The 25534-nt window shown below is 45.3% G+C and carries 23 protein-coding genes; 19 read left to right on the forward strand and 4 right to left on the reverse strand.

Features of this window, described 5'->3' with window-relative positions; all coding sequences use genetic code 11:
- The first annotated feature begins 44 nt into the window (after nt 1–44).
- From folD to MKY73_RS10005, 12 genes are all read left to right on the forward strand, one after another.
- On the forward strand, nt 45–902 hold the full coding sequence (folD, locus tag MKY73_RS09950; protein WP_339235469.1) for a bifunctional methylenetetrahydrofolate dehydrogenase/methenyltetrahydrofolate cyclohydrolase FolD: 858 nt from the start codon (nt 45–47) through the stop codon (nt 900–902).
- Nucleotides 903–912: 10 nt separating this feature from the next.
- Entirely contained in the window at nt 913–2277 is a 1365-nt protein-coding gene (xseA, locus tag MKY73_RS09955; protein WP_339307191.1) for an exodeoxyribonuclease VII large subunit, read from the forward strand.
- The gene (gene xseB / locus MKY73_RS09960) at nt 2267–2524 is read left to right on the forward strand and encodes an exodeoxyribonuclease VII small subunit (protein WP_017687599.1); all 258 of its coding nucleotides are present in this window, start codon (nt 2267–2269) and stop codon (nt 2522–2524) included. Before xseA ends, xseB begins: the two co-directional genes overlap by 11 nt.
- Nucleotides 2499–3422: a polyprenyl synthetase family protein gene (locus MKY73_RS09965; RefSeq protein ID WP_339307193.1), complete on the forward strand. Its 924-nt coding sequence runs from the start codon at nt 2499–2501 to the stop codon at nt 3420–3422. Before xseB ends, MKY73_RS09965 begins: the two co-directional genes overlap by 26 nt.
- 283 nt (nt 3423–3705) lie before the next feature.
- Complete coding sequence (gene dxs, locus MKY73_RS09970; protein WP_339307194.1) at nt 3706–5613, forward strand: 1-deoxy-D-xylulose-5-phosphate synthase; 1908 nt, start codon at nt 3706–3708, stop codon at nt 5611–5613.
- Nucleotides 5614–5635: 22 nt separating this feature from the next.
- Complete coding sequence (locus tag MKY73_RS09975; RefSeq protein ID WP_339307195.1) at nt 5636–6481, forward strand: TlyA family RNA methyltransferase; 846 nt, start codon at nt 5636–5638, stop codon at nt 6479–6481.
- Nucleotides 6482–6565: 84 nt separating this feature from the next.
- Nucleotides 6566–7051, forward strand: a complete 486-nt coding sequence (locus MKY73_RS09980) for a hypothetical protein (RefSeq protein ID WP_339235455.1) — start codon at nt 6566–6568, stop codon at nt 7049–7051.
- A gap of 84 nt (nt 7052–7135) precedes the next feature.
- Nucleotides 7136–7585: a transcriptional regulator ArgR gene (gene argR / locus MKY73_RS09985; RefSeq protein ID WP_017687604.1), complete on the forward strand. Its 450-nt coding sequence runs from the start codon at nt 7136–7138 to the stop codon at nt 7583–7585.
- A 239-nt stretch (nt 7586–7824) separates the two neighbouring features.
- Nucleotides 7825–9543 carry a DNA repair protein RecN gene (gene recN, locus MKY73_RS09990; RefSeq protein WP_339307196.1) on the forward strand — a complete coding sequence of 573 codons (1719 nt, stop codon included), beginning with the start codon at nt 7825–7827 and terminating at the stop codon, nt 9541–9543.
- Nucleotides 9544–9663: 120 nt separating this feature from the next.
- The gene (gene spoIVB / locus MKY73_RS09995; RefSeq protein ID WP_339307197.1) at nt 9664–10992 is read left to right on the forward strand and encodes a SpoIVB peptidase; all 1329 of its coding nucleotides are present in this window, start codon (nt 9664–9666) and stop codon (nt 10990–10992) included.
- A gap of 195 nt (nt 10993–11187) precedes the next feature.
- On the forward strand, nt 11188–11994 hold the full coding sequence (gene spo0A, locus MKY73_RS10000; RefSeq protein WP_062835258.1) for a sporulation transcription factor Spo0A: 807 nt from the start codon (nt 11188–11190) through the stop codon (nt 11992–11994).
- A 422-nt stretch (nt 11995–12416) separates the two neighbouring features.
- Nucleotides 12417–13373, forward strand: coding sequence for a GGDEF domain-containing protein (locus MKY73_RS10005; RefSeq protein WP_339307198.1), 957 nt, complete (start codon nt 12417–12419; stop codon nt 13371–13373).
- Nucleotides 13374–13636: 263 nt separating this feature from the next.
- On the opposite strand, the gene MKY73_RS10010 is transcribed toward MKY73_RS10005, so the two are convergent.
- A complete protein-coding gene (locus MKY73_RS10010) occupies nt 13637–14446 on the reverse strand; it encodes a FlxA-like family protein (RefSeq protein WP_339307199.1) in 810 nt (269 codons plus the stop codon).
- 206 nt (nt 14447–14652) lie between these two features.
- Between MKY73_RS10010 and MKY73_RS10015 the strand changes: the two genes are divergently transcribed.
- The 5 genes from MKY73_RS10015 to MKY73_RS10035 all read left to right on the forward strand — a co-directional run bounded on the left by MKY73_RS10015 (nt 14653) and on the right by MKY73_RS10035 (nt 21961).
- The gene (locus tag MKY73_RS10015) at nt 14653–16614 is read left to right on the forward strand and encodes an AraC family transcriptional regulator (protein ID WP_339307201.1); all 1962 of its coding nucleotides are present in this window, start codon (nt 14653–14655) and stop codon (nt 16612–16614) included.
- A 189-nt stretch (nt 16615–16803) separates the two neighbouring features.
- The gene (locus MKY73_RS10020) at nt 16804–18774 is read left to right on the forward strand and encodes an AraC family transcriptional regulator (RefSeq protein WP_339307202.1); all 1971 of its coding nucleotides are present in this window, start codon (nt 16804–16806) and stop codon (nt 18772–18774) included.
- Nucleotides 18775–18933: 159 nt separating this feature from the next.
- On the forward strand, nt 18934–19971 hold the full coding sequence (locus MKY73_RS10025; protein ID WP_339307203.1) for an NAD(P)/FAD-dependent oxidoreductase: 1038 nt from the start codon (nt 18934–18936) through the stop codon (nt 19969–19971).
- A 329-nt stretch (nt 19972–20300) separates the two neighbouring features.
- Nucleotides 20301–20951 carry a hypothetical protein gene (locus tag MKY73_RS10030; RefSeq protein ID WP_339307204.1) on the forward strand — a complete coding sequence of 217 codons (651 nt, stop codon included), beginning with the start codon at nt 20301–20303 and terminating at the stop codon, nt 20949–20951.
- A 533-nt stretch (nt 20952–21484) separates the two neighbouring features.
- On the forward strand, nt 21485–21961 hold the full coding sequence (locus MKY73_RS10035) for a hypothetical protein (protein WP_017687614.1): 477 nt from the start codon (nt 21485–21487) through the stop codon (nt 21959–21961).
- Between the two features lie 119 nt (nt 21962–22080).
- Here MKY73_RS10035 and MKY73_RS10040 read toward each other — a convergent pair whose 3' ends face one another.
- Nucleotides 22081–22680: a thymidine kinase gene (locus MKY73_RS10040; protein ID WP_339307205.1), complete on the reverse strand. Its 600-nt coding sequence runs from the start codon at nt 22678–22680 to the stop codon at nt 22081–22083.
- A gap of 176 nt (nt 22681–22856) precedes the next feature.
- Here MKY73_RS10040 and MKY73_RS10045 point away from each other — a divergent pair, with 176 nt between their 5' ends.
- A complete protein-coding gene (locus MKY73_RS10045) occupies nt 22857–23069 on the forward strand; it encodes a hypothetical protein (protein ID WP_339307207.1) in 213 nt (70 codons plus the stop codon).
- Between the two features lie 8 nt (nt 23070–23077).
- On the opposite strand, the gene MKY73_RS10050 is transcribed toward MKY73_RS10045, so the two are convergent.
- Both MKY73_RS10050 and MKY73_RS10055 read right to left on the reverse strand, forming a co-directional pair.
- On the reverse strand, nt 23078–23425 hold the full coding sequence (locus MKY73_RS10050) for a potassium channel family protein (RefSeq protein ID WP_036607883.1): 348 nt from the start codon (nt 23423–23425) through the stop codon (nt 23078–23080).
- Between the two features lie 63 nt (nt 23426–23488).
- Entirely contained in the window at nt 23489–23806 is a 318-nt protein-coding gene (locus MKY73_RS10055) for a DUF2627 domain-containing protein (protein ID WP_278294295.1), read from the reverse strand.
- A gap of 224 nt (nt 23807–24030) precedes the next feature.
- Here MKY73_RS10055 and lpdA point away from each other — a divergent pair, with 224 nt between their 5' ends.
- The gene (gene lpdA / locus MKY73_RS10060; protein ID WP_339307208.1) at nt 24031–25455 is read left to right on the forward strand and encodes a dihydrolipoyl dehydrogenase; all 1425 of its coding nucleotides are present in this window, start codon (nt 24031–24033) and stop codon (nt 25453–25455) included.
- Nucleotides 25456–25534 lie beyond the last annotated feature (79 nt).

Raw genomic sequence — 25534 nt, forward strand, 5'->3', positions numbered from 1 at the left:
GAACAACCTCTAATTTTATATTCACATAAGGGAGAGAGAGTACAATGACAGCATCTATTATTAACGGTAAAGAAGTATCCCAGGAGATCCGCGCAAGCATGACAGCAGAAGTAAAACAGCTTAGCGAACAGGGGGTAGTACCTGGTCTGGCTGTTGTGCTCGTCGGGGAAGATCCGGCATCCCAAGTATATGTGCGTAATAAAGAAAAAGCATGCCATGACCTCGGATTCTACTCCGAAGTGCATCGTTTGGATGCAGACACATCCCAAGAAGATCTGCTCGCGCTGGTGGACAAGCTGAACAATCAACAATCCATTAACGGAATTTTGGTTCAACTCCCACTGCCGAAACATATCGAAGAGAAAGCGGTCATTGATGCGATTGCTGTGGATAAAGACGTAGATGGATTCCATCCAGTTAATGTTGGTAATCTCGTGATTGGAGACGATAGTCTGCTTCCATGTACCCCAGCAGGTGTCATTGAACTGATCAAGCGTACTGGACTCGAAATGTCTGGTAAACATGCAGTGGTTATCGGAAGAAGCAACATCGTTGGTAAACCGGTATCGCTGTTGCTCCAACGCGAGAATGCAACGGTAACCATGTGTCACTCCCGTACAGCCAACATGAAAGAAATCACGCGTCAGGCTGATATTTTGGTGGTAGCTATCGGTCGTGCTAACTTTGTGGATGCTGATTTTGTTAAACCGGGTGCTGTGGTTATCGATGTCGGCATGAACCGTTTGGAGAACGGCAAACTGGCAGGAGATGTAGACTTTGAGAGCGTGAAGGCAGTATCTGGTCCAATTACACCGGTTCCTGGTGGTGTTGGTCCAATGACAATCACAATGCTGATGCAAAATACACTGATCGCTGCCAAGCGCGCTCACGGATTGGCCTAGGGCTCTGTCTGTGGCAGAACAAAAGATCTACTCCATCAAAGACCTGAACCGATACATTCGGATGAAACTGGAATCGGATCAGGTCCTGTCGGACGTTTGGTTACGCGGAGAGATATCCAATTTCACACATCACTCCAGCGGCCATATGTATTTTACATTGAAGGACAAGGACAGCCGGATTAAGTCGATTATGTTTGCCTCCCATAACCAGCGATTACCCTTTGTACCGAAGGAGGGTGCAAGGGTTATTGCCCGTGGTAATGTCTCGGTGTATGAACGGGATGGGCAGTATCAATTCTACGCTACTCACATGCAGCCGGACGGGATCGGCAGTCTGTATCTGGCTTACGAACAGCTGAAGAAAAAGCTGGAGGATGAAGGCTTATTTTCACCTTCGCGCAAAAGAGAGATCCCACGTTATCCACAGACCATTGGTGTTGTTACTTCACCGACGGGAGCAGCGGTACGGGACATCATGATTACACTTCAGCGCAGGTATCCATCTGCCAAAGTGGTTTTATATCCTGTGCTGGTTCAAGGCAAAGGTGCTGCGCCTTCCATTGTTAAGGCGATTGGCAACTTGAACCGGATGGGAGAAGCCGACGTACTCATCGTTGGACGTGGAGGCGGCTCACTGGAGGAATTGTGGGCTTTTAACGAGGAGATAGTGGCAAGAGCAATCGTCGCTTCGGATATACCTGTTATTTCTGCAGTTGGGCACGAAACGGACTTTACGATTGCGGATTTTGCGGCTGATCTGCGTGCGGCGACGCCAACAGCTGCTGCGGAGCTGGCTGTACCTAATCGAGCTGAGTTGCTGGATCAGATTGCACAACGTCAGCGCCAGTTACAACACAGCTTGCGTCAGCGTGCTATCCACAATCGTGAACGGCTCGCAAGATTACAGCGTTCGCCGGTGCTTGTTCATCCAAGACGTACCTTGATGCAGCACACGGAACGACTGGATATGATGCATCAACGGCTGTTGAGAACAGTGGATACGCGTATGAAATGGACTGGAGAGAAGCAGGAGCGTCTTCGGGCGGCACTGCAACGATTCAATCCTCGTGATCAGGTCAATGCAGCACGCCGTGAGAATGTGGCAGCACGCAGACAGCTGGAACTTGCGATCAGATCCATAACCAGATCAAAGCAGCAACAATGGAAATCATCTGTGCGGCATCTCGATGCGCTTAGCCCGCTTAAAGTCATGTCTAGAGGATATAGCCTTGTCTATGACGAGCAGGAAGAGCAGTTGATCAAGTCGACGAAGGATGTACAGCCTGGAGATTCAATTAAGATTAAATTAACAGACGGACAGCTGGACTGTCAGGTTTGGGGAATGAAGGAGGACGACAATACCCATGGCGAATGAACCGGAATTGAATTTTGAAGAAGCAATGGCGGCATTGGAAGACATCGTAGGTCAGCTTGAACATGGTGATGTTCCGTTGGAGCAGGCCATCGATCTGTTTCAGCGCGGGATGAAACTTTCGCAACTTTGCGGTCTGAAGCTGGAACAAGTGGAACGTAAGATCGAGATGATCGTAGAAGAAGATGGAGAGCTTCGCAAGAAGCCTTTCGGAACTGCTGACGATGAGAGCGGTGAAGTCCATGAGTAATCGTCCTTCTTTTCCAGCATACCTCGAAGAGGTCACAGCTGAGGTGACAGAAGCGTTGAAACAGACGCTTCCTGATCACTGGGATGTACCCCAATCGCTGACTGATGCGATGCAGTATTCACTTATGGCCGGAGGCAAACGCCTTCGTCCTCTTCTGGTCGTTGCTGCGGCGGAAGCCTTCGGTGCACAGCGTACAGCTGCAATGCCGGTAGCCTGCGCCGTGGAGATGGTTCATACCTATTCACTGATCCACGACGACCTGCCCGCTATGGATAATGATGATTACCGCAGGGGAAAATTAACGAATCATAAGGTTTATGGTGAAGCAACAGCCATATTGGCAGGCGATGCACTGCTGACTCATGCTTTTTATAGCATTGTTCAAGCTGGACGCCGTAGTGGTGTGGCAGCAGATGCGTTGCTGTCTATCGTGGAGGACATGGCCGAACTCGCTGGAGCAAGAGGCATGGTCGGCGGCCAGGTTGCGGATATGGAAGGCGAACAAGGCATGACTGATCTTGCACAGCTTCAATATATTCATCTGCACAAAACGGGTGATCTGATTGTTTTTGCCCTCATTGCCGGAGCACGTATTGGTGGAGCAACGGAAGGACAATTGGAAGCCTTGCGTGTATTTGGCCGTGATCTTGGCCTGGCGTTCCAGATTCAGGATGATATTCTCGACCTGACGGGCGACGAGCAGAAGATGGGCAAGAAAACACAAAGCGATGTGAATCAGCAGAAGGTAACGTACCCTTATTTTATTGGTATGGAGGCTTCTGTAGACGAAGTAAAATCCCTTACCCAATCTGCTAAAGATGCACTTGAAAGAGCCAAGTTACCTGATGCATCGAGATTGCTGGAGATTGCAGATTATTTGATGAGTCGAGACCATTAGATTCTGACAAATGCGCTGTTTCAAACCCTGTATAACCGTGTAATAAATGTAATGTCCTTTTTCCGAGTGGAGGGAATAAGTCTGTCCCGAGTGGATGCGGGAATACATATGGAGAAGAATTCTAAATAACTTGCTGGCGAGAATGCTCGTTATCGGGAGTATAGTGCAGGAAATTATGATTCTTATTCTTTTATGTTATAATGATTTAATGTCATTTGATTCATAATGTATATATCGATTTACAACAATAAACTAAACAATCTAGGAAAGCGGGGAGATTCTCGTGCTGCTTCCACAAATTAAACAACCCAGTGATCTAAAGTCGATGTCTCAGGATGATCTTGCCCTTTTGTCGGCAGAGATCCGGCAGTTTCTGATTGAGAAGCTGTCCGTTACAGGGGGGCATCTCGCACCTAACTTAGGCGTGGTTGAGCTCACGGTAGCCCTGCATTACTGCTATAACAGTCCGGCAGACAAAATGATTTTTGATGTAGGGCATCAGGCTTATGTGCACAAAGTTCTGACAGGACGTATGGACCGCTTTGATACATTGCGTCAACATAACGGACTGTGCGGGTTTGTCAAACGCAACGAAAGTGAACATGATGTATGGGAAGCCGGGCACAGCAGTACGTCCTTGTCTGCTGCGATGGGGATGGCGCTTGCACGTGATCTGAAGGGTGAGGACAACCAAGTTATCGCGATGATTGGTGATGGAGCGCTTACAGGTGGTATGGCTTTTGAGGCTCTCAATCATATCGGTCATGAGCAGAGAAAACTGATGGTTATTCTAAATGATAATGAAATGTCCATTGCTCCAAACGTTGGGGCCATGCATAAATATTTGAGCAAAATTCGTTCGGATCGTCATTATCTGAAAGCAAAAGATGATGTCGAGGGGATGCTTAAAAAAATTCCTGCTATTGGAGATCGTTTGGCCAAATCGGCAAGCTGGATCAAAGACAGTGTCAAATATATGATGGTACCAGGTGTTCTTTTTGAAGAACTGGGCTTCACATATTTGGGACCAATTGATGGGCACGATATTCCAAAATTGATTGAAACCTTTAAACAGGCGGATAATGTGGATGGTCCAGTCATGGTCCATGTACTTACAACCAAAGGTAAGGGTTATCAGCCAGCAGAAGCCGATTCGCACAAGTGGCACGGGATTTCTCCGTACAAAATTGAATCGGGACAAGTGCTGAAAGCAGTCGGAAAACCGATGTACACAGAAGTATTCGGTCAAACGCTGATTGATCTTGCGAAGCAGGATAAGCGGATTGTAGCAGTAACTCCGGCAATGCCTACGGGATCTGGTCTCATTCCTTTTAGTAAGGAATTCCCTGATCGCATGATTGACGTAGGGATCGCAGAACAGCATGCGGCGACCATGTGTGCTGCACTCGCTATGGAAGGTTTGAAGCCCGTCTTCGCGGTCTATTCCACATTTATGCAACGTGCGTATGATCAGATTGTACATGATATATGCCGACATAACGCTAACGTGATGTTTGCCATTGACCGTGCCGGATTTGTTGGACCGGATGGGGAAACACATCAAGGGGTATACGATGTGGCATTCATGCGTCATATTCCGAATATTGTGCTTATGATGCCAAAAGACGAAAATGAATTGCGCCATATGATGAAAACAGCGCTTGATTATAATGAAGGTCCAATCGCATACCGTTATCCACGAAACAATGTGGTCGGTGTACCTCTGGATGATGTACTTGTTCCGATTCCAATCGGATCATGGGAGCAACTGCGTCCATCGGAGGGATATGCTGTCATCGCTTCCGGATCGATGGTACAGCTTGCTGAAGAAGCAGCGGAGATGGTGAAGCGGGAAGGTATCACAGCAGGCGTAATCAACGCACGCTTCCTCAAACCTCTTGACGAGCAGATGCTGCGTGATCTGGCTGTTCGCGGAACCAAATTGATTGTACTTGAAGAAGCATCCCAAGCAGGTAGCATGGGTAGTGCAGTGCTGGAGTTCTATGCAGAACAGGGACTGCATGATGTTCATGTTCAATTAATGGGGATTCCGGATCGCTTCATTGAGCATGGCAGTATTAAGGAACAACGTGAGGAAGTGGGTCTTACCGTGGAGAATGTATGTGCTGAGCTGCGCAAGATGGCCGTTCAATCATCCTACGGCATCCCCAAAACACGTTTTCCTTCGTAAATCTACATGATAGGAGAAATACATGTCACTCCCGAAAGAACGAATTGATGTTCTGCTGGTTGAGCAGGGCTATTATGAAAGCCGTGAGAAGGCAAAAGCTGCCATCATGGCTGGACTGGTGTATGCCAATAATGAGCCGATCGAAAAGGCGGGCATGAAAATTCCAAGGGAAGCCGAGCTGAAAGTTAAAGGCTCGGTACATCCCTATGTCGGCAGAGGCGGATTGAAGCTGGAAAAAGCGATCCGTCATTTCGGCCTTGATATGAATGGACTTGTCATGCTCGACATTGGTTCATCCACCGGTGGATTTACGGATTGTGCACTACAGCATGGTGCGTCTCACGTTTACGCTATTGATGTGGGTTATAATCAGCTTGACTGGTCTTTGCGTAATGATGAGCGGGTGACGGTTATGGAACGAACCAACTTTCGCTATGTCACTCCTGAAGATCTGACGGGACCAGTGCCGAACTTTGCGAGCATTGATGTGTCGTTCATTTCACTGCGAATCATATTACCGCCACTTCTGGCTCTGCTGAGACAACCTGCAGATATCGTTGCATTGATCAAACCTCAATTTGAGGCAGGGCGTGAAAAAGTAGGCAAGTCCGGGGTGGTACGTGATACGAAGGTGCACAAGGATGTATTGCAGACGATGCTTCATTTTGCCAGTCAACTTGGTTTGCATCTGAAGAGTTTAACTTTTTCCCCGATAACCGGTGGAGAAGGGAACATAGAATTTCTCGCACATTGGCGTCTGGAAGAACCAGATGCATCACAACCAGAGAACGATCCAGCTTCACTTGATGCACTTGCGGAGCAAGTTGCCAAGGAAGCAGCTCATACATTTACGGGAAACTCATCATAAGATGGGTTTCTTTTCGCTGGAAAGATGATTGGTGTAAAGGGAAATCGAGAATGAACCTCGAATATGTCTTCGAGGTGAGCGATAATGGATGGTCAATATGACACAATCGTTATAGGTGTACTTGCTGTCTGTTTGATCTTGTGGTTGTTCTTCGGCTTGCGTAATTGGGTAAACCGACCGATACCGGTAAGCTTGTCTGGAATGCAACTGAACGTGAAGATTCAGGATTCTCCTGCATTGGATTTGCTTGAAGCACAGGGTTACGAAGTTATCGGTGGCAAAATGAAAGTCCCTCTGGCTTTTGAAGCCAATGAATCCGTTTATTACAGCAGATTATTTATCGATTATGTTGCAGAACGTGAGGATCTCAGATACCTGGTGAAAACATCACGTCGCAGACAGCCACTTGAAATGACCGGCCCTGCGCTCAGGGATCGCTTTCTCAATTATCTGTTGTTATATCCTGGCTGTGAAGGATTGCTGTATGTTGACTTGGAGGATTCCGATATTAAGTTAATCAGGCTCATGGACTATCAGGAAGATGTTTATGATGGGGATGATCTGGACTAATATAAAAGAATAAACATTGCAGGGCAAAGTCTGCGGCGGGTTACAATTGCTGCTTTATTGCAATACATTTAACTGGAGGCATGTATGAAAGGACAAAGGCACATCAAGATTCGTGAAATCATTAGTCAAAATGAAATCGAGACTCAGGATGATTTGGTTGAAGCACTGCGGAAATCAGGTTTTCAGGTGACTCAAGCGACGGTATCCCGGGATATCAAGGAACTACTGTTAATCAAGATCCCGATGGATGACGGACGGTATAAATATTCTTTGCCGACAGATCAACGGTATAATCCGATTCAAAAATTGAAGCGAGCACTTGTTGACAACTTCCTGCACATTGATCACACGAACAACCTGGTTGTGATGAAATGTCTGCCAGGAACAGCCAACTCCATTGCAGCGCTGCTTGATAATATTGAGTGGAATGAAGTCATGGGCACGATCTGTGGAGATGACACTATCCTGATTATTTGCAGGACTGAAGGAAACAGCGTGACCGTTATTGAGCGGATCATGGGTTATATTGCTTAAAGTGCGTGTTCAAAAAGATCGGTTTTCAGTACCGAGAAGATGGGATGCAGATAGAAATGGAGTAGCGGAGCGTAGGGAAAACTACGTGAGCAACGGACATTTCGGCTAAATTCCATATTCGATGCTGATGATGCCATCAGGCATCCTTCGTAATCAAAAGCGGACTTTTTGAACAACCTCTTAAATTAATGGTTCAAAAACATAATTTCTGAGTTAGTCATCCGGAGGTGTTTTTGCAGATGTTAGTTACGTTATCGATTCGCAATCTGGCTGTGGTGGAAGAAGTGGACGTTGTATTCCATCCGGGATTCCATGTACTTTCAGGGGAAACGGGTGCAGGGAAGTCGATCATTATAGATGCTCTTGGCTTAATTGCAGGTGGACGCAGTTCGGCTGATTTGATTAGGTACGGATGCGAGAAGGCAGAGATGGAAGCTCTGTTTGAGATGGAACAAAGTCATCCGGTATGGCAGACATTAGAGAAGCTTGGTATCCATTGTGAGCCGGAAGAGCATTTGGTTATTCGACGTGAGTTAAATTCTCAGGGGAAAAGTACGTCCCGCATTAATGGACAATTGGTCAATCTGACCATGCTGCGTGAAGTAGGCGAGAAGTTAATCAATATCCATGGACAACATGAACATCAGAGTTTGCTGCGTGCAGAGAGCCATCTGGGGCTTCTTGATACCTATGGCTCGGAAGTAATCGGACCCGTCAAAGCGAAGTACCAAGAGCGCTACAGCAAGTTTATCACGGCGGAAAAAGAACTTCGTGCGCTTCAGGAGTCGAGTCAGCGGGCATATCAACTCTTGGACATGTATCGCTTCCAGCTTGAGGAGATCGCAGCGGCAAGCCTTACACGTGGCGAGGATGAATTACTCGGGGAAGAACGGGTCAAACTATCCCATAGTGAGAAAATGATGGACAGTGTCGCTGGTGCATATGATCTGCTCAGTGGTCAACGCGGGCTTGAAGCTGTGAGCATTGCTCTTTCAAGAATTGAAGACATTTCTGGATATGACAGCAAAGGATTACAACCCATTGTGGAGCAGCTGCAATCCGCATTTTATCAATTGGAAGACGCGACATTCCAGTTAAGGGATTATCGGGAGAAGATTGAATTCAATCCGGCAAGACTGGAAGAAGTGGAGCAACGGCTGAATCTGATTTCTGGCCTCAGACGGAAATACGGGGACAGTGTTGAACTTATTCTGAGTTATTATGATCAGATTAGCCATGAAACCGATCAACTGGAGAACAAGGACGAACGGCTGGAGAAATTGCGAGCTGAACGTGACAAAATGCTTAACCTTGTGATGGAGTCTGCTGAAGAACTCAGCAAGGTTCGCAAACAATGCGCGGAAGAACTTGCTGCACAGGTGGAAAGTGAGCTCAAAGATCTGCAGATGGAACGCACAACACTGCGTGTTCAGATTACCCCATTTGAAGATCCGAAGGGTATAGAATGGAATGGACGCCGTATTCGTCTGAATCGTCAGGGTGCTGACAATGCTGAATTCCTGATCTCACCGAATCCGGGCGAGCCATTACGACCACTGGGCAAAATTGCTTCAGGTGGCGAGTTGTCGCGAATGATGCTGGCGATGAAGAGTATCTTTGCACGACATGACCGGATACCTGTGTTGATTTTTGATGAAGTTGATACTGGAGTTAGCGGTAGAGCGGCTCAATCCATTGCTGAAAAATTGTTCCGTCTCTCTTCGACTTGTCAGGTTTTCTCAATAACTCACTTGCCACAAGTGGCTTGTATGGCAGATCATCAGTATCTCATTGAGAAACATGTTTACGATGGACGGACGATGACGCAAGTGGAATCGCTGTCAGACGAAGGCAGAGTGAAGGAATTGGCACGTATGCTAGGTGGTGTGGAAATTACAGAAAAAACACTGCATCACGCACAGGAAATGCTGAATTTGGCGGAAGCCAAAAAAGGGTGAAACGAACGGCTGGCGTAATGATTGACAGTAATAAAAGCCTGGGGGCAAGGTTATCTTAAAGGTACGCAATTGGCGACCACCTTTCGTCAAGCGAAAGAAGCAAAGGGAGTGTGACAGCCATTGAATTCCCCCCTCAGGAAGAAATTGCTAGGTCTTTTATTTGCCTTCTTTCTTTGTGTGATTAGCCAGGCCATTCAGCCTGTGCAAAGTTATGCTTCACTGCCGGATGAATTGCAGGTGTTTGCTGGCAGGCAAGCAGATGTCCGGCTCGCTGTACCTGCTGCTTCAAGCGCCGTTGTAGATCGTCCGGATATTGTTGGCTTGGATGATCAGGCCGCGATGCATGTTACGAGTCAACAACCTTTGCATCTTAACCCACAACAGACGGGACATGCCAAATTAACGTTGAAGTTGTGGGGGAAAATTCCGGTCAAAACAGTGCATGTGAATGTGATACCGGATTTGCGTGTTGTACCCGGGGGTCAAACGATTGGCGTCAAAGTGAAATCGGCAGGCATTCTGGTGGTTGGCCATCATCTAGTCCATTCCGGGCAGGATGAGCGTGTATCGCCAGGAGAAAACGCAGGCATTAAGCTCGGAGATCTGATCACGCATATGGATGGTAAACGTCTGGATGGCGTGGCAGGTGTCTCTGAAGCCGTTGAGCTTGCAGGGAAAAGTAAAAAAGGTATTGATGTTGTGTTGAAACGTGGTAATGAAACGGTCAAGACTCGATTGACTCCGGCTTATGACTCCGAGGATCAAGCGTGGAGGCTTGGTTTATACATTCGTGATTCTGCAGCCGGCGTTGGCACACTTACCTTCTATGCTCCCGATCAGGGCGTATACGGCGCACTGGGCCATGTCATTACAGATATGAATACACAAACATCTATTGTTGTGGGTAGTGGTCAGATTGTTCAGTCCAATGTGACGTCCATTTCGAAAAGTGAGACCGGTGATCCGGGTGAAAAACGTGCTCATTTCCTCAAGGAAAGCAAAATTTTGGGCAATATTGAACGCAATACGGCTTTTGGCATCTTTGGTAAAATGTCCGGAAATCCTGAGCACAGTTTGTATTCAAAAGGTATTCCCGTCGCTTTCTCACATGAAGTCAAAGAAGGACCGGCCGAAATACTTACCGTGGTTGACGGTCAACAAGTTGAACGCTTCTCCATTGACATTGTGCATGTGGCAGATCAAACGGAGCCAGCAACGAAAGGTCTGGTACTACGAATTACGGACCCGAAACTGCTGGATAAGACCGGAGGCATCGTTCAAGGTATGAGCGGCAGCCCCATCGTACAAAATGGTAAGTTGATCGGTGCAGTTACTCATGTATTCGTGAATGATCCGAAATCGGGTTACGGTTGCTTCATTGAATGGATGTTACAAGATGCTGGTGTGATGATGAAAAAGGAAAACACAAAGAACCTCAAGGCTGAATAAACAGCCCTGAGGTTCTTTTTTGTCGAAAGGAAACATAATATATCGGATAATGAAATAAATTATTTATTATATAGGATCGAGAAAAAAAAATAAAGAAAAATAATTTTCGACAGGAGGAATTTAACTTGCTGTGTCGAAAATTTAACCTGTAAGGAAATGTACGAAACGATGTTTAATTTAAAGGAGGATACCGTTTTGCAAAAAATTGAGGTATTGCTGGCCGATGATAATCGTGAATTTACGAATTTGCTTGCCGAATATATATCTGAGCAGGAAGATATGGAAGTAACCGGTATTGCATACAATGGAGAAGAAGTACTGCAATTGCTGGAGCAAACTCGGGATGTGCCGGATGTATTGATTCTGGATATCATCATGCCTCATCTGGACGGTCTGGGTGTGCTTGAGCGCTTGCGCAACCTGAATCTGTCTCCACAGCCTAAAGTAATTATGCTGACGGCATTCGGACAAGAGAATATCACACAGCGTGCCGTGCAACTCGGAGCTTCCTATTACATTCTCAAGCCGTTTGACATGGAAGTGCTTGCGAACCGTGTACGTCAATTGGTGGGAACACAGACTGCGATGTCTACAAGCAGCGGTTCATCTATGTTTATGAAATCCAATGTCGTGCCAATGGGCAAACACAAAAATCTGGATGCAAGCATTACGTCCATCATACATGAAATCGGTGTACCTGCGCATATTAAGGGATATCAGTATTTGCGCGAAGCGATTACGATGGTGTATAACAATATCGAAATTTTGGGAGCCATCACCAAAACACTGTATCCGGCGATTGCCGAAAAATTCAAAACCACACCCTCCCGCGTCGAACGTGCCATCCGTCATGCCATTGAAGTGGCATGGACTCGCGGTAACATCGACAGCATCAGTCACTTGTTTGGCTACACGATCAACATCAGCAAGTCGAAACCGACGAACTCTGAGTTCATCGCGATGGTTGCAGACAAGCTGAGAATTGAACATAAGGTAAGCTGAACGGGTCAGGAGTAGTAAGCGGCGAGTATAGTCTGGATTCAAATTTGATTCTAGCCAAATGTATTTATGGCGATCTATATCTGAATTTGTTCATTTCAGGCGATAAACTTCTGTAATATAAGCCAACGAATACCGTCATTTATTGGATTTAAGATATCCAGTAAATGACGGATTTTTGCTTTTAACTATTATGAAACAAAATGATGAAATTGATCTGTGTACGAATTATTCCCAGCATTTGAGATTCAGTATTAGTGTAATACGATTTAGTTAATTTTCAGTGGTAGGAAATCTTTCATAAACTTTTACCCTCAGTTAACGCTTTTTTGAGTAGAAAGTGGTACGATGTGACCATTGACAAAGACCTACATATATATTTGGGAAGTCCAGATTAGATGCTACGAACAAAGGAGTAGAATCGTATGTTTACGCAAATAGGCGAGATTGCTGAACCAATTCCTGTAGTACAATCTGATACAAAATGTGATATCGTCTATCATCTGTTCAAGTCCAATCCCAGTCTGGAAGGTATAGCTGTTATGGGGGAGAAGGGGGTGTCTTTGATGATGCGCCAACGATTCTTTCAACAGATTGGGACTCAGTATGGCTATAATCTGTATATGGGACGTACTGTAGAACTGGTGATGAACATGCAGGCACTGGTTGTGGATTATTCGGAACAGATTACAGATGTCAGTGTTCTCGCCATGGACCGAGATGAAGGGGAAATATATGACCTTGTGCTGGTCACGACGGGAGAAAGTTTCTTTGGAGCTGTGAGTATTCGCCGTTTGCTGCTTGCTGTTGCTGATGTACGCGCTGAAATGGCTATTTTTATGAACCCCCTGACTGGCCTTCCAGGTAACCATATCATAGATGAAAGGCTATCTCAGGCTCTTCAGATGGACCATTTTAGCGTACTATACGTTGATCTCGATCAATTCAAATCCTATAATGATAGCTATGGCTTCAAAATGGGGGATCAGCTTATTCAGGCGACAGCTAATTTGCTTCGTAAGCTTTTTGTTTTTCCTGAAGCTTTTATTGGACATATCGGTGGTGATGACTTTATTGTGATTCTCAATCACCATGATTACAAGCGCATTAGTGATGAAGTCATTTCGGATTTTGAGAAAATGAAAAAGACGTTCTACAACACACTTGATTGGCATAATCAACATGTTCTGGGGGAAGGACGTTCCGGGCTAAATCGGCCCATTCCTCTCGTGTCGGTATCCATCGCGGTTGTAACCAACAGGAAGCGAAAATATGAAAACATAGATCAGATCATTGATGAGGCCACACGCATCAAGAAAGGTTGTAAAGCGATTGCCGGCAGCATCATCTGTGCAAATGATACTGTCAGTAACCCATGTTAGAAGTGGAATTCACATACGAAATAAATTGAAACATACATTTATAAGAGAACATAGAGGACAGAATGAACCTCAAGAAGTGAAGCATCGTTTTAATACCCATACCATTAATATTCAGAAATGCAGAAAAACCACTAATTATCAGGAGTTAGTCACCTGTAATAGTGGTTTTTCTATCATTGGATGCGAGTTGAGAACTTTGCTATGAAAACAAAACACCTCAACCCTAATATGTATACATATAAGTATGTTTGAGCAAAAGGTACTCAGATTCGAATATCTACAGATGGATATGACGCAGCTGGAGAGGCGGAAGCCGGAGTTTGCGTGCCGTTTCCGGATTTCTGATTCGTGGCTCCCACATCTGATGGCTCCTTACTTTCCTTTTTCTTTCCTTCATTTACTTCCTGATCTTTTTCTCCAGATGTTGCAGAGATCGGAGGTTGTGTTGTTTCTTTAGGTGCAGGCTGATGAATCTCTTTCACCAGATCGCCAATCTTTTGATTGACCTTGCTGAGCTGAGAAGTGATGTCCTGAACAACCTCTCGTTTTGCCTGAAAGACGGTGCGCTCTGAGTTTTCCAACATCATTGATTTGCCGAGATCAGAACTATTTGCAGGAGGATTGATCTCCAGAACGAGTCGGTCGAAGCGGGTCTCTCCTTCAGTGGTCTGAATGGAGCCCTGCATGCGATCACGCAAACCGACGAGCTTACCCAATTGATCATATGTCTGACTATGTTTGATTAGATGATCCAGTGAAGGGGCTTGTGTCTCATCGCTTGGTTTGGGTTGTTGCTGTTGAGTCTTTTCGGGCTGTCTCAATTTGTTCTTTTCCTGCAATTCCTCTGCTTTAATCTGAGCAATTTGGCTATCGATCTGGGAGATGGAGCTTGTTAAGGATTTAATCCGCTGAGCTTTAGTTTTGGTATCCAACTCATCATTGGTTTTTACCCCTTGTATTTCTTCATTGAGCCGGACCTTCTGCTGCATAAGTCCCTGAATTTCTTTATCCCGACTGGAGACTTGATTCCCGGGAGTGAAACTGCTTTTGGTTGCAGATGAGATTGAATTCATATTCTCTGTACTCCTTCTACTCTTAATCATGGTTCTATTTACATATATCGGATGTTAAGAGAAGGATTTGAATAGCTTTATGTCAGTCAGAATGGTCTTATTTACCTCGCTTGTATTGCGTACTTCATCATAATAATTGATAATGGTTATCAATAAGTGGGTGGAAATCAAGACATAATACATGAAGACGGAGTTGGGTTAGCAAAATGTGGAATGATTATTATATCCTCTGGAACTATGCTGCGGTGAGTATAGCAGATATCCGTTACATGGAATTAGAGGCATATGAAGAGATGAAATACAAATTTCCAGCAAGTACCTTTGTGCTCACCATTCAGGGTGAAGCTGGAGTGATGATTGACAACGCAACGTATGAAGTGAGTCGCTTTTATATTCTCCATGGCGGTAAAGGGAGCAAATTGGTGATTCAAGCAGGCAAAGCCGGATTGCGGTTCTATTACTTGATGTACAAAGCCAACCTACCTAGCAGAGGAAGAACCGATCTGGGAAGGTTAATGGAGCGTACCAATCCGTTCCAAATGAACTACGGCTTTACACCCGATATGCCAATCCTTATATATGAGCAACTTAAACAGATGCATTTTTTGTGGGAGCAAAAGAACCCCATTCAGCACTTTCAGGCCAAGAGTATGTTCTATACATTTGTGGAGCAGGTATCATTACAGATTCCTCGGATGTGCAATCGCTATCCAAGTATTATGGATCAGGTCAGCAAAGTCATTGAAATTGTGGAGTCTTCCTACACCCAGCCCCTCACGCTTCATACTTTGGCAGAAATGATTGGTACCAGCCCAAGAAGTTTGTCACGCAAGTTCAAGCAGTCAACTGGAACCAGTCCCATTGATTATCTGATTCAGTTTCGTTTGTTTAAGGCCAAAGAGATGTTGTTGCAAACGGACGCCACGTTGGATGAGATTGCCGCCGGCATCGGTTATCCGGATGGATATTATCTGGGACGTATGTTCAAGAAACATACAGGTCTTTCTCCTTTGCAATTCAAAGAAAAGACCTCAGCACCCCTCTATTGGCCTGATCTGACATCAGGTATGGCGCGAAATGACATTTTCAGAGGTGGACGTGGAAGGTATGTTTATACTGATGGTGATAATCATTATCAATATAAGCATGGAGGGTCAATCAATATGAACAGACAGACAAGAACGGGAATGCTGCTGAGCATTCTACTAAGTCTTACATTACTGTTAAGTGCCTGCTCTACAGGGGCTGCGAGTAACTCAAACGTGGATGCATCTGGAAGCAATAGTGCGTCAAGTTCCACGAAAACAGCAACAGGAGAGAGTGAAAGCAAAACATCTGAAACACGTACAATCTCAACGGTGAAGGGAAATGTTACAATCCCTGCTGAACCTAAACGGATTGTGGTTGACTTGTATCTAGGGAGCCTAATTGCCCTGGGGATCAAGCCTGTGGGTACACCCGAGTTGAACCTCAAGAATCCTTATTTTATCAAGTCACTTGAGGGTGTGGAAAATATTGGCGAATACGAGACCATCTCTCTCGAAAAAGTGTTGGAACTTGAGCCGGATCTGATTGTGACAGGTAATCCTGATTTATTTGTTTCCTTTAGCAAAATTGCACCTACGTTAGTTATTCCGTTTGGCGAATTGAAAAACACCCACGAAGAGATTGCCTATTTTGGTAAAGTGCTGAATAAAGAAAAAGAAGCTGAGGCATGGTTAGCCGATTATGATGCAAGAATTGCAGATGCCAAGAAGCGCGTCGGTGAGGCGATTGATCCAGCCGCAGAGGTGTCGGTCATGCAGTTCAATGATAAAGGTCCGTTGGCTTTTGGTGATAATTTTGGTCGGGGAGGTCAGGCAGTCTACAGCGCGCTTGGTTTGAATCCTCCTGCAGATAAAAAAGAGATCTTAATGGAGGATCAACTGGTTGAAGTATCCTCAGAAGCGATTCCTGAATTTGCCGGTGACTACATCATTCTAACAGCAGATAATCTGACTCTGGAAGAGTTGAAATTGAAACCGGTCTGGGGCTCATTGGATGCGGTTAAGAATGATCGAGTGTTTATCTGGAGCCCAGATCGTTCATGGTACTTTGACCCGATTGCAACATTGGATCAAACAGAGGAATTGGCCGCGTGGTTTACGAAGATCTCTGAACCAAAATAAGCGTAACACATGCTTGATGAGATGAAATCCAATTCCACTCTAAAATCACAGTTGATAATGAAAATTATTATCATTTATAATAAGGTATATTAGTGAAACTCTGCTACGCATATGTTATCGGATGGTGTGGAAGAATGATGATCTTGTAAGGCCTTTGTTCCGGATGAGGCTGGGATTGGAGAGTAATTGATGCAAATAGATGAACAGATAAAATGCTGGAATCTTGCCGCTGTTAAGGTTCTGGATATACGCCGGATCGTTATGGAGGCGGGGGAACAACTGAGTTCCTACACACTTCCGGCAAATGGTTTTATATATACAACCCGAGGATCGGCTGTGCTTCAATTGGATGGACGAGCATACAAGGCAGAGCGATTTTTCATGCTTCATGGGGCGAAAGGATCTTCACTGGATATCCAAACCCACGAAGATTTCGAATATATTTTGCTCTATTACAGAGCATTCCTTGCCTTTCCTAGTTATCGCCAAAAGTGGTTATTGGCACAGCCTGAGGTTGCACCGTTCTCATTGCAATATGGATTTACGCCAAATAGTCCACTTGGGCTGTTACGTTACCTCGATGAGCTTGAGGATGCATGGGCACAGTCCGGCAGTCTGGATCTGCTTCATACGAAAAGTTTATTTTACCAATTCATTCATGAAATGCTGATTCAGCTAACAGAGCAAGAGATCAAAACAGAACATGCTGATCCGGTGAAACAAACACTTCGTTACATACAGAAGCATTACAGGGAACAGGTCACACTTGATTCTCTGGCTGAACAATTCAACTACAGCTCTCGTCATTTATCCATGCAATTCAAACGAAAAACGGGTTACAGTCCGATTGATTATCTAATTCAGACTCGACTTGCCAAGGCTCGTACTCTGCTTGTACGATCTGATGCAACGCTTGGTGAAATTGCAGCAGAAGTGGGTTATTCGGATGTGTATTATTTTAGTCGTATCTTCAAAAAACATGTCGGGATCTCACCAATCCAGTATCAACGAAATAGGAGAGAAGAAGCGAGAGCAGAGGATCGTCCATTACAAATATCTGAATCGTCCATTGGCCGTAGGTGGAAGTCAGGATATATTGATTATGAGAATCATTATCAATATATAGACGGAGGGTCTACACCAATGAAAAGAAGAAAAACAAGTTCAAGTATGATTATGGTGGCTCTATTGAGCATCACGATGCTGCTCTCAGCCTGCTCTTCAGGTACAACCACACCAACAGCTGGCGAAGGAACGGGTGCCAGTTCCAATAACAGCAGTACGACCGTGTCATCAGACATAGGAAACCAGACCAACAAAGACAATGAAACACGCACGGTCTCGACGGTTAAGGGTGAGGTCGTTGTCCCAGCTGACCCCAAACGGGTTGTTGTTCTGTATCTCCAGGGAGATGTCGTTGCCCTTGGGGTTAAGCCGATCGCTACCTCAGATGTATATGACGGGGCTGCATACAAGAGTGAGCTTGAAGGTGTAAATGCACTGGGTACCTGGTTTGAACCGAATCCTGAAGCTGTCATTGATCTTGATCCGGATCTGATCATTGTTCCTTCTGAAGAGACATATACGTTATTAAAGGATATTGCACCTACTGTATATATTCCGTACGAGAAAAAGACAACAGAAGAAAGACTGCATAGTATAGCGAGTATTTTTGGCAAAGAGCAGGAAGCTGAGACGTTAATCACTAATCTGAACACCAAGGTTGAAGAGAGTAAAAAGACGCTTGCGGATGCAGGCATACTGGACAAAACGATCTCCATTGTGGAGGGTGGTTTGAAAGGCATGAACATTGCAGAGAGCAAACAATATGGCCGAGGATCGCAGGCGGTATATGAGTACTTGGGAATGAAAGCACCTGAGGTTGTACAGAAAAAAATTGATGTGGTTTCGGACGAAGCCGGCTCCAGTATTTCTATGGAAGTACTGCCTGAATATATCGGTGACTATGTGTTTCGCTCAATATACGATGGGGCAGATAACTTGACGGATAATCCAATATGGAGCAGCATCCCTGCGATCAAGGAAGGTCGTTTGATTGAGATTGATTTTGATTTCTTCTACTATTCAGATATCTATTCAATCAATAAACAACTTGATTTTGTCGTTGAAAAGCTGTTGGCGGCTCCAAGAGCGCAATAGTGGAGTGCAGAGTAGTTCGTAAATGTTTTGTACAAGAAATGTTTGTTTTTTAGCCATTGTATTTTGATAAGATTACCATTACACTAGGATTTAAGTGATAATGAGAATCGATATCAAATACTCGATGTTCTGGATCGAATTAACGGAGGTATTTTTAATATGAATCAGCAGTTGGAACTCTATGATGTAACCATTATCGGCGGTGGCCCTGCGGGCATGTACTCTGCCTTTTATAGCGGCATGCGGGATATGAAGACCAAGTTAATTGAGGCACGGGACAGATTGGGCGGTCGCATGTTATTTTATCCGGAGAAAATGATCTGGGACGTCGGGGGTGTGACGCCAATCCTGTGTGAGGATCTGATTAAACAATTGGAAGAACAGGCACGAACTTTCGATCCAACGCTTGTGTTCGAACAACAGATCGAAGGATTCGAGCGTCAACCTGATGGCACAATTCTGTTAACTTCTGCAACAGGTGAACAACACTGGACACGTACCGTCATTATGGCAATCGGATATGGTATATATAAAATGGCCAAGCTGGAGCTTGAAGGTGCTGACCGTTATGAGGTTAGCAATCTGCACTATACCGTGCAGGAACTCGAGCCATTCCGGGGCAAACGGGTACTGATCTCGGGTGGAGGCGACTCTGCTGTAGACTGGGCGAATGAACTGGAAGCATTGGCAGAGCAAGTGACAGTTGTGCATCGTCGTGACCGTTTTGGCGGGTTGGAGCGTAATGTACTGCGCATGAGAGAATCCTCAGTAGATGTCCGTACACCTTATGCGGTAGAGACATTGCATAGTATGAGTGGCGATGTGATTGAACAAGTGACCATCTCACATGTGGACACTGGCGAGACTGAACTGCTTGAAGTAGATGCTGTCATTGTGAACCATGGCATGAAGAGTGACTTTGGTCCAATTCGGGATTGGGGACTTGACCTTGGCGAATGGCACGTCACTACAACGGAGAGATTACAAACGAATATACCGGGCGTATTTGCTGCAGGTGATTTTGTAGATTATGGTAGTAAACTTTATCTGATTGCGGGTACTTTCACTGATGCTGCTCTTGCGGTGAATAGTGCAAAGCTTTACATGGACCCTGAAGCGGAAAAAGTGGCTTATGTTTCTTCCCATAACAGTCGTTTTAAGGAGAAAAATAAAGCTCTTGGTGTTATAGAAGAATAAATGTTTACATTTGGATCAGAGCAAAATGACTTCGGGTTAATCCCGGAGTCATTTTTTTGCATAAAATGGGTAATAAGAAGGCATAATTTCAACACACACAATGGTTGCCGAATTGAACATGTGCTACCAAATGTCTATAATAAGCCTGAGATACATTAGAATGACAAAAACATCATCTGAAATAATCATTTACACAATAACGGAGAGGGCAGAAAAATCTGGGGTTTACAGCGATTGGAAGATTATTCTGTCATCGTAGTGTCAGTGAAAATAATCTTTATATATAGATCCAATAAATCCAATAAATAGATTAGAGTGGAGTGCAGCGTATGAAAAAGGGATCACAGCCACAGCGAGGGTTCACCTTCATCCAGCGGTGGTTCAAACGATCTGATAAAAAAAAGATCAAATGGTCTGAAATATATCTCGCACTTGCCGGGGCACTTCATCGCTTGTTGGTTGAAGGACGGCGTGAACGTACAGCAGCCAAACGGCTGCATCAGGACTTGCCCATTAACGCATTAGGCAAGATGAAGCTGGAGCCTGGAGATATTGTGTACACACCAAGTTCGGAATCAACGTATTACGCCGGGCATATGGGGATTATTGGGCTCGACGGCAAAGTGTATCATGTGCATCCTTATGGGCCTGTATTTGCTGATTCATTAGACTGGTATCTCACGCGTTTCTATGAAGGAGATCGCTTCATTGTATTCCGTTCCAGGCTGAGTGAGGCAGGCATGAAAGCAGCCGGTTGGGTACAGGACCATTACAAGCAGGTGAGATTCTACCGTTTGCAGACCAATCTTCGCAGTATTGAGCGTAATTACTGTTCCAAGTTTATATATCAGGCCTATCAGTTCACATCCGGACTGGATCTGTGGAGTCGCAAATTTACCCGAATGAATCAGGGGTATATCTACCCGTTTCGAATTGAGCGCTCACCAGAGCTGGACGTTCTGGGAACTTTTTATAAATAAGGTGGGAACCGACTAAAATACTGTTCTTCCAAAAGGAAGGAAAGCAGGTTATGTCGGTTTTTTTTATATGTGTAGAGATTAAAAACAGGAAAAACGCCCAAAACGTCGAATAGATTATGAGATAGGCATGCACAACTTGGAATCGTATACATAACAGAAGGCGCGATAATTTTTAACCAAAAGCGAAAAACGACTACGAGGTAAGCGAACAAGAGAGAGTGAAGCGAGATGAAATGGCTGGGCTTCTTACAACGATTCCGACAGAACCAAAATGTAGTGAAGCTATCGGACTATATTCCAAAAAAGGAAAGGAGGCACTACTGTTCCATATGTAAGAAAAACGTCAGATCGGTCGTGCATTATGCGGCACCGCAGGGAAATGTTTCAGGTGTATGCAGTTCTTGTAAGTCTTTGGCGGATGAAAGAGGAATGTTTCCCATTTAATAAGAAGAGATGCGCTCAGGAAATAAGATTTTTTTGATTTATGCGCGTTTTTGTAGTACATTAGCAAATGTATTCGAAGGAGGATTCTAATGTACTCAGGTAGACAAGACGATACTTTATACATCATGACCTACACCTTAAACAGCGGTATCAAGGGTACGGTTCCACTGTCTAATAAGCAGATTATTGAGTGGCTGGATTGCTACAGAAATGAGAAGCGCTTCGTGACCGAAATCGGCAAGGAGTTTTTTGGATTGAATGCAGGATTGGTAGCAGACTTTAAGGTTCAGAATCATCTATCGGATTATCAGCAGACCATTATGCCTACACAGCAGCAGGATAACCTGGAACGCCTGTCCAGTGCTTATAAATCAACCGAGTTATTAATGAAGATTGATTGTAAATGCGGCACGGCTTACGTGACGGAATCTCCATACAAACGCACGAAATGGTACTGCACGAAGTGTAAAGAGATTGTATTTTTGGATGCCAAAAAAGGAATGGTGGAAACGTCGCGTGGTGACGCTTACTACATGACCAACAAATATTTTGTTTCCCGGGACTAGCGGGAAGTGATCCTGTAAGCATCGCTGCAAAGCGGTGCTTTTTTGTGCAAAAGTTCGCTGCGATAATCAAAAAAAGCCCAAAAAGGGCTTTTTGGAGGATCTTAGAGATCATTTAGAAACTATGATGAGCATTCAACTTTGTGAGGAGGAATGAAGCAGCAACGACAGCGTGGCTCGTAAGCTTCTGAATCGCCAATCATGACAACCGGACCCAAAGTAACGGGTTCCCCATTGACGATACGTTGCGTAAAGGCAGCATCCGGACTGCCGCATACGGCACAGAAAGCCGAGAGTTTCTCAATGTCATCTGCCATGGCAAGCAAACCGCCGATATATCCGAATTCCTTACCACGGTAATCCATATTAAGTCCGTCCACAATAACATGTTTGCCACAATAGGCTAGCTCCGAGACCAGTTCCATGATGGCACTGCTGAAAAATTGTACTTCATCAAATGCAACAACATCAGCATCTATGGTTTGATTCAGGATCATTTCTACGGATTCCGTGGTTAATTGCCGGGGAATGGAATGGGCAGGGAGTCGATAACCAATTCGGCTCACGATTTCATCTTGGGCAAACCGATCATCCTCGGCTGGTTTGTAGGCTACCACCTTTTTACGGCCAAATTGAATTAATTTCTGACAACGGCGAATGAGTTCACCGGACTTTTCACTGAACATGGGTCCAGTAATTACGGTAATACGTCCTGTTTGCACGGTGCTGCTACTCCTCTCACATACGGGATTCAACAAAAAAAGCGACCATTACAGAGTACCACAAAATCTTTGGTAAGAGCCAGAACTAATCTGTGCAGCTTTGTGTTACTATATGGATTGTTAAGCTATTGGTTACGGCAGCTAATTAACAGGAGTTGTGAAAAGAGGTGTTTAGTATGAGTGAAGCATTAACAACACTGCAAGCGCAATATGAAAGTCTGAAAGATCAGGGATCTCTAGATGAAGCGGCGCAGGCATTATTTGCAGAACTGTTCGCAGAAGCGGAGCGACTGCAGGCAAGTAACCTGACGCTGCGCAGAACGATCCTGAAGTCTTCTTCCAAAGAATCACGTATGTCTACCAAACTGCGGGATGCTTTATACGAATGACCCGGAGATTACTCCGGGTCCTCTTCTGTCTTTAATTTGCGAGGGAATAGAATACCTGCTGTAATTCTGGCAATCATGGCAAAAGTGAGACCAATGCCTGCAAACATGTAGATCACGGTAAAGGCTTTGCTGAATCCGGTGGTTGGCACAAATTCAGGATGTCCCACCGTAGTGAGGGTAACCGCACAGAAGTATAACGCATCGATCCAGTGCAGACCTTCAACACGAGTGTAAAACAAAGTGCCTGACAGCAACGTTGCTGCCGTTAACGCGAACAAAGCCAGAAACTTGGGGTCTTTGAACGCATGGAAAATGCCTTTGAGCAGTCGTTGTAACGTGATTAAAAATGATACCATGAGGATCCATCCTGTCTATGTAAAGTAGGCGGTGTGTTATATAAACACACAAAAAGCCCGGACTCATGGAGTCCTTCCGGGCGTCTCTGCTTTTTCGGGTACATTTTTGGACCGGAAACGGGGACCTACATAATTACGCTTGCGGTCACGGAACAGGATCCAGCCTCCCAGAAAGCTCATACCTGCGGCAAAAAGGACAAGTCCACCGCCAAAGGAAAGCCACTGGAACCCTGGTGAAATCAGTTCGTTCCCGTGCTCGGCATAATATAGGAACAGGGCGTCTTTCATCATCAGAAAACCCTTCATTGCCATTAAACCGGGAATGACCAGAACAACAATCGCCAAAAATCGCGCAAATACCAATCTTGTATTCATGAGCATTATACCCTTTCTGCCAAAGTCGACATTAAATAAAGGTTACGCTTACAGATCATACCTGATTCCATCATAGCTTGGAATGCATGGGCTGTCCATGTGTGATTGGTTCAAACTTTGAGTTGACTGCTCAAGGAGAGTACAATGGCATATAGAGGGTATATTCCAAACCATGATTCAAGCCATCATAAATGATACTGAAATTTGATTCATAGAGGAGAGCATGAGAGATGCCAATTACATGTGATGTAGCAATTCTTGGAGGAGGAACCGGTGGATATGTAGCCGCGATCCGGGCTGCACAGCTGGGGAAACAGGTCGTTATCATTGAGAAGGACAAGCTTGGCGGAACCTGTCTGCATCGTGGCTGTATTCCGAGTAAAGCTTTGCTGAAAAGCGCGGAAGTGTACGCCGAGATTCAGGAGAGTGAGACGTATGGTATCGAGACCAATGGAGCCACACTTGTATTTCCCAAAGTACAGGCGCGCAAGGATGCGATTGTGGAGCAACTTCATCAGGGCGTTCAATATTTGATGAAAAAAAATAAAATCCAGGTCGTACACGCGAAAGGTCGCGTGATCGGACCTTCCATTTTCTCCCCGCAGAGCGGAGCGGTCGCTGTAGAGTTTGAAGATGGGGAGATGGATACGGTTGTGCCGACCAATCTCATTATTGCTACTGGTTCACGTCCACGTGTGCTGCCAGGGCTGGAACCGGATGGCAAGTTTATTATGAGCAGTGACGAAGCACTGCGTATGGATGAGCTTCCCGCATCACTTATTATTGTCGGCGGTGGTGTGATTGGACTGGAGTGGGCATCGATGCTGAATGACTTTGGTGTAGACATCACGGTGATAGAAGCTGCTGCTCACGTGCTGCCTGCAGAGGATGAGGATGTTGCAAGAGAGATGCAACGATTGCTTGGTAAGCGGGGGGTTCGTTTCCTGACAGGAGCCAAAGTGCTAACGGAAACCTATAGCACGGATACAGATGGCATCCAGATTGATGTGCAGCTTGGTGACGAAAAGCAGGAAACGCTGAAAGCGGAGAAAATGCTCGTGTCGGTTGGACGTCAGGCCAATGTCGAAAATATCGGACTCGAAAATACAGATATCAAGCTGGAGCGTGGCTTCATTGCTGTGAACAAACAGCTACAGACCGGTGAAGGTCACATCTATGCCATTGGCGACTGCATTGGTGGTCTACAGCTTGCGCACGCGGCAAGTCATGAAGGCATTCTCGCTGTCAATCATCTGGCCGGCGAAACGGTACATGCTGTAGAATCCCATCGCATCCCGCGCTGTGTGTATACACGTCCGGAAGCAGCCAGCATCGGATTCACCGAGCGTGAAGCCAAAGAACGTGGCTTTGACACCAAAACAGGCAAGTTCCCGTTTCAGGCGATTGGCAAATCGCTCATTCACGGAAGTCGTGATGGATTCGTGAAGGTGATCGCAGATGCCAAGACGAATGATATATTGGGGGTACATATGATTGGCAACCATGTAACGGAATTGATCGCTGAGGCTTCACTGGCTCAGATGCTGGATGCCACACCTTGGGAAGTCGGACAAACCATTCATCCGCACCCTTCTCTGTCGGAAATCATGGGTGAAGCCATGCTGGCGGTCGATGGAAAGGCCATTGGAATGTAAGCCAAACAGGCTTATGAGAAAGGTTCTTTCCTTTTTTGGGTAAAAGGGATTATAATAAGGTTAAGCCAAGTCTTAGTAC

Origin of the sequence: Paenibacillus sp. FSL R5-0519, assembly GCF_037974275.1 — a bacterium.
Lineage (GTDB): Bacteria > Bacillota > Bacilli > Paenibacillales > Paenibacillaceae > Paenibacillus.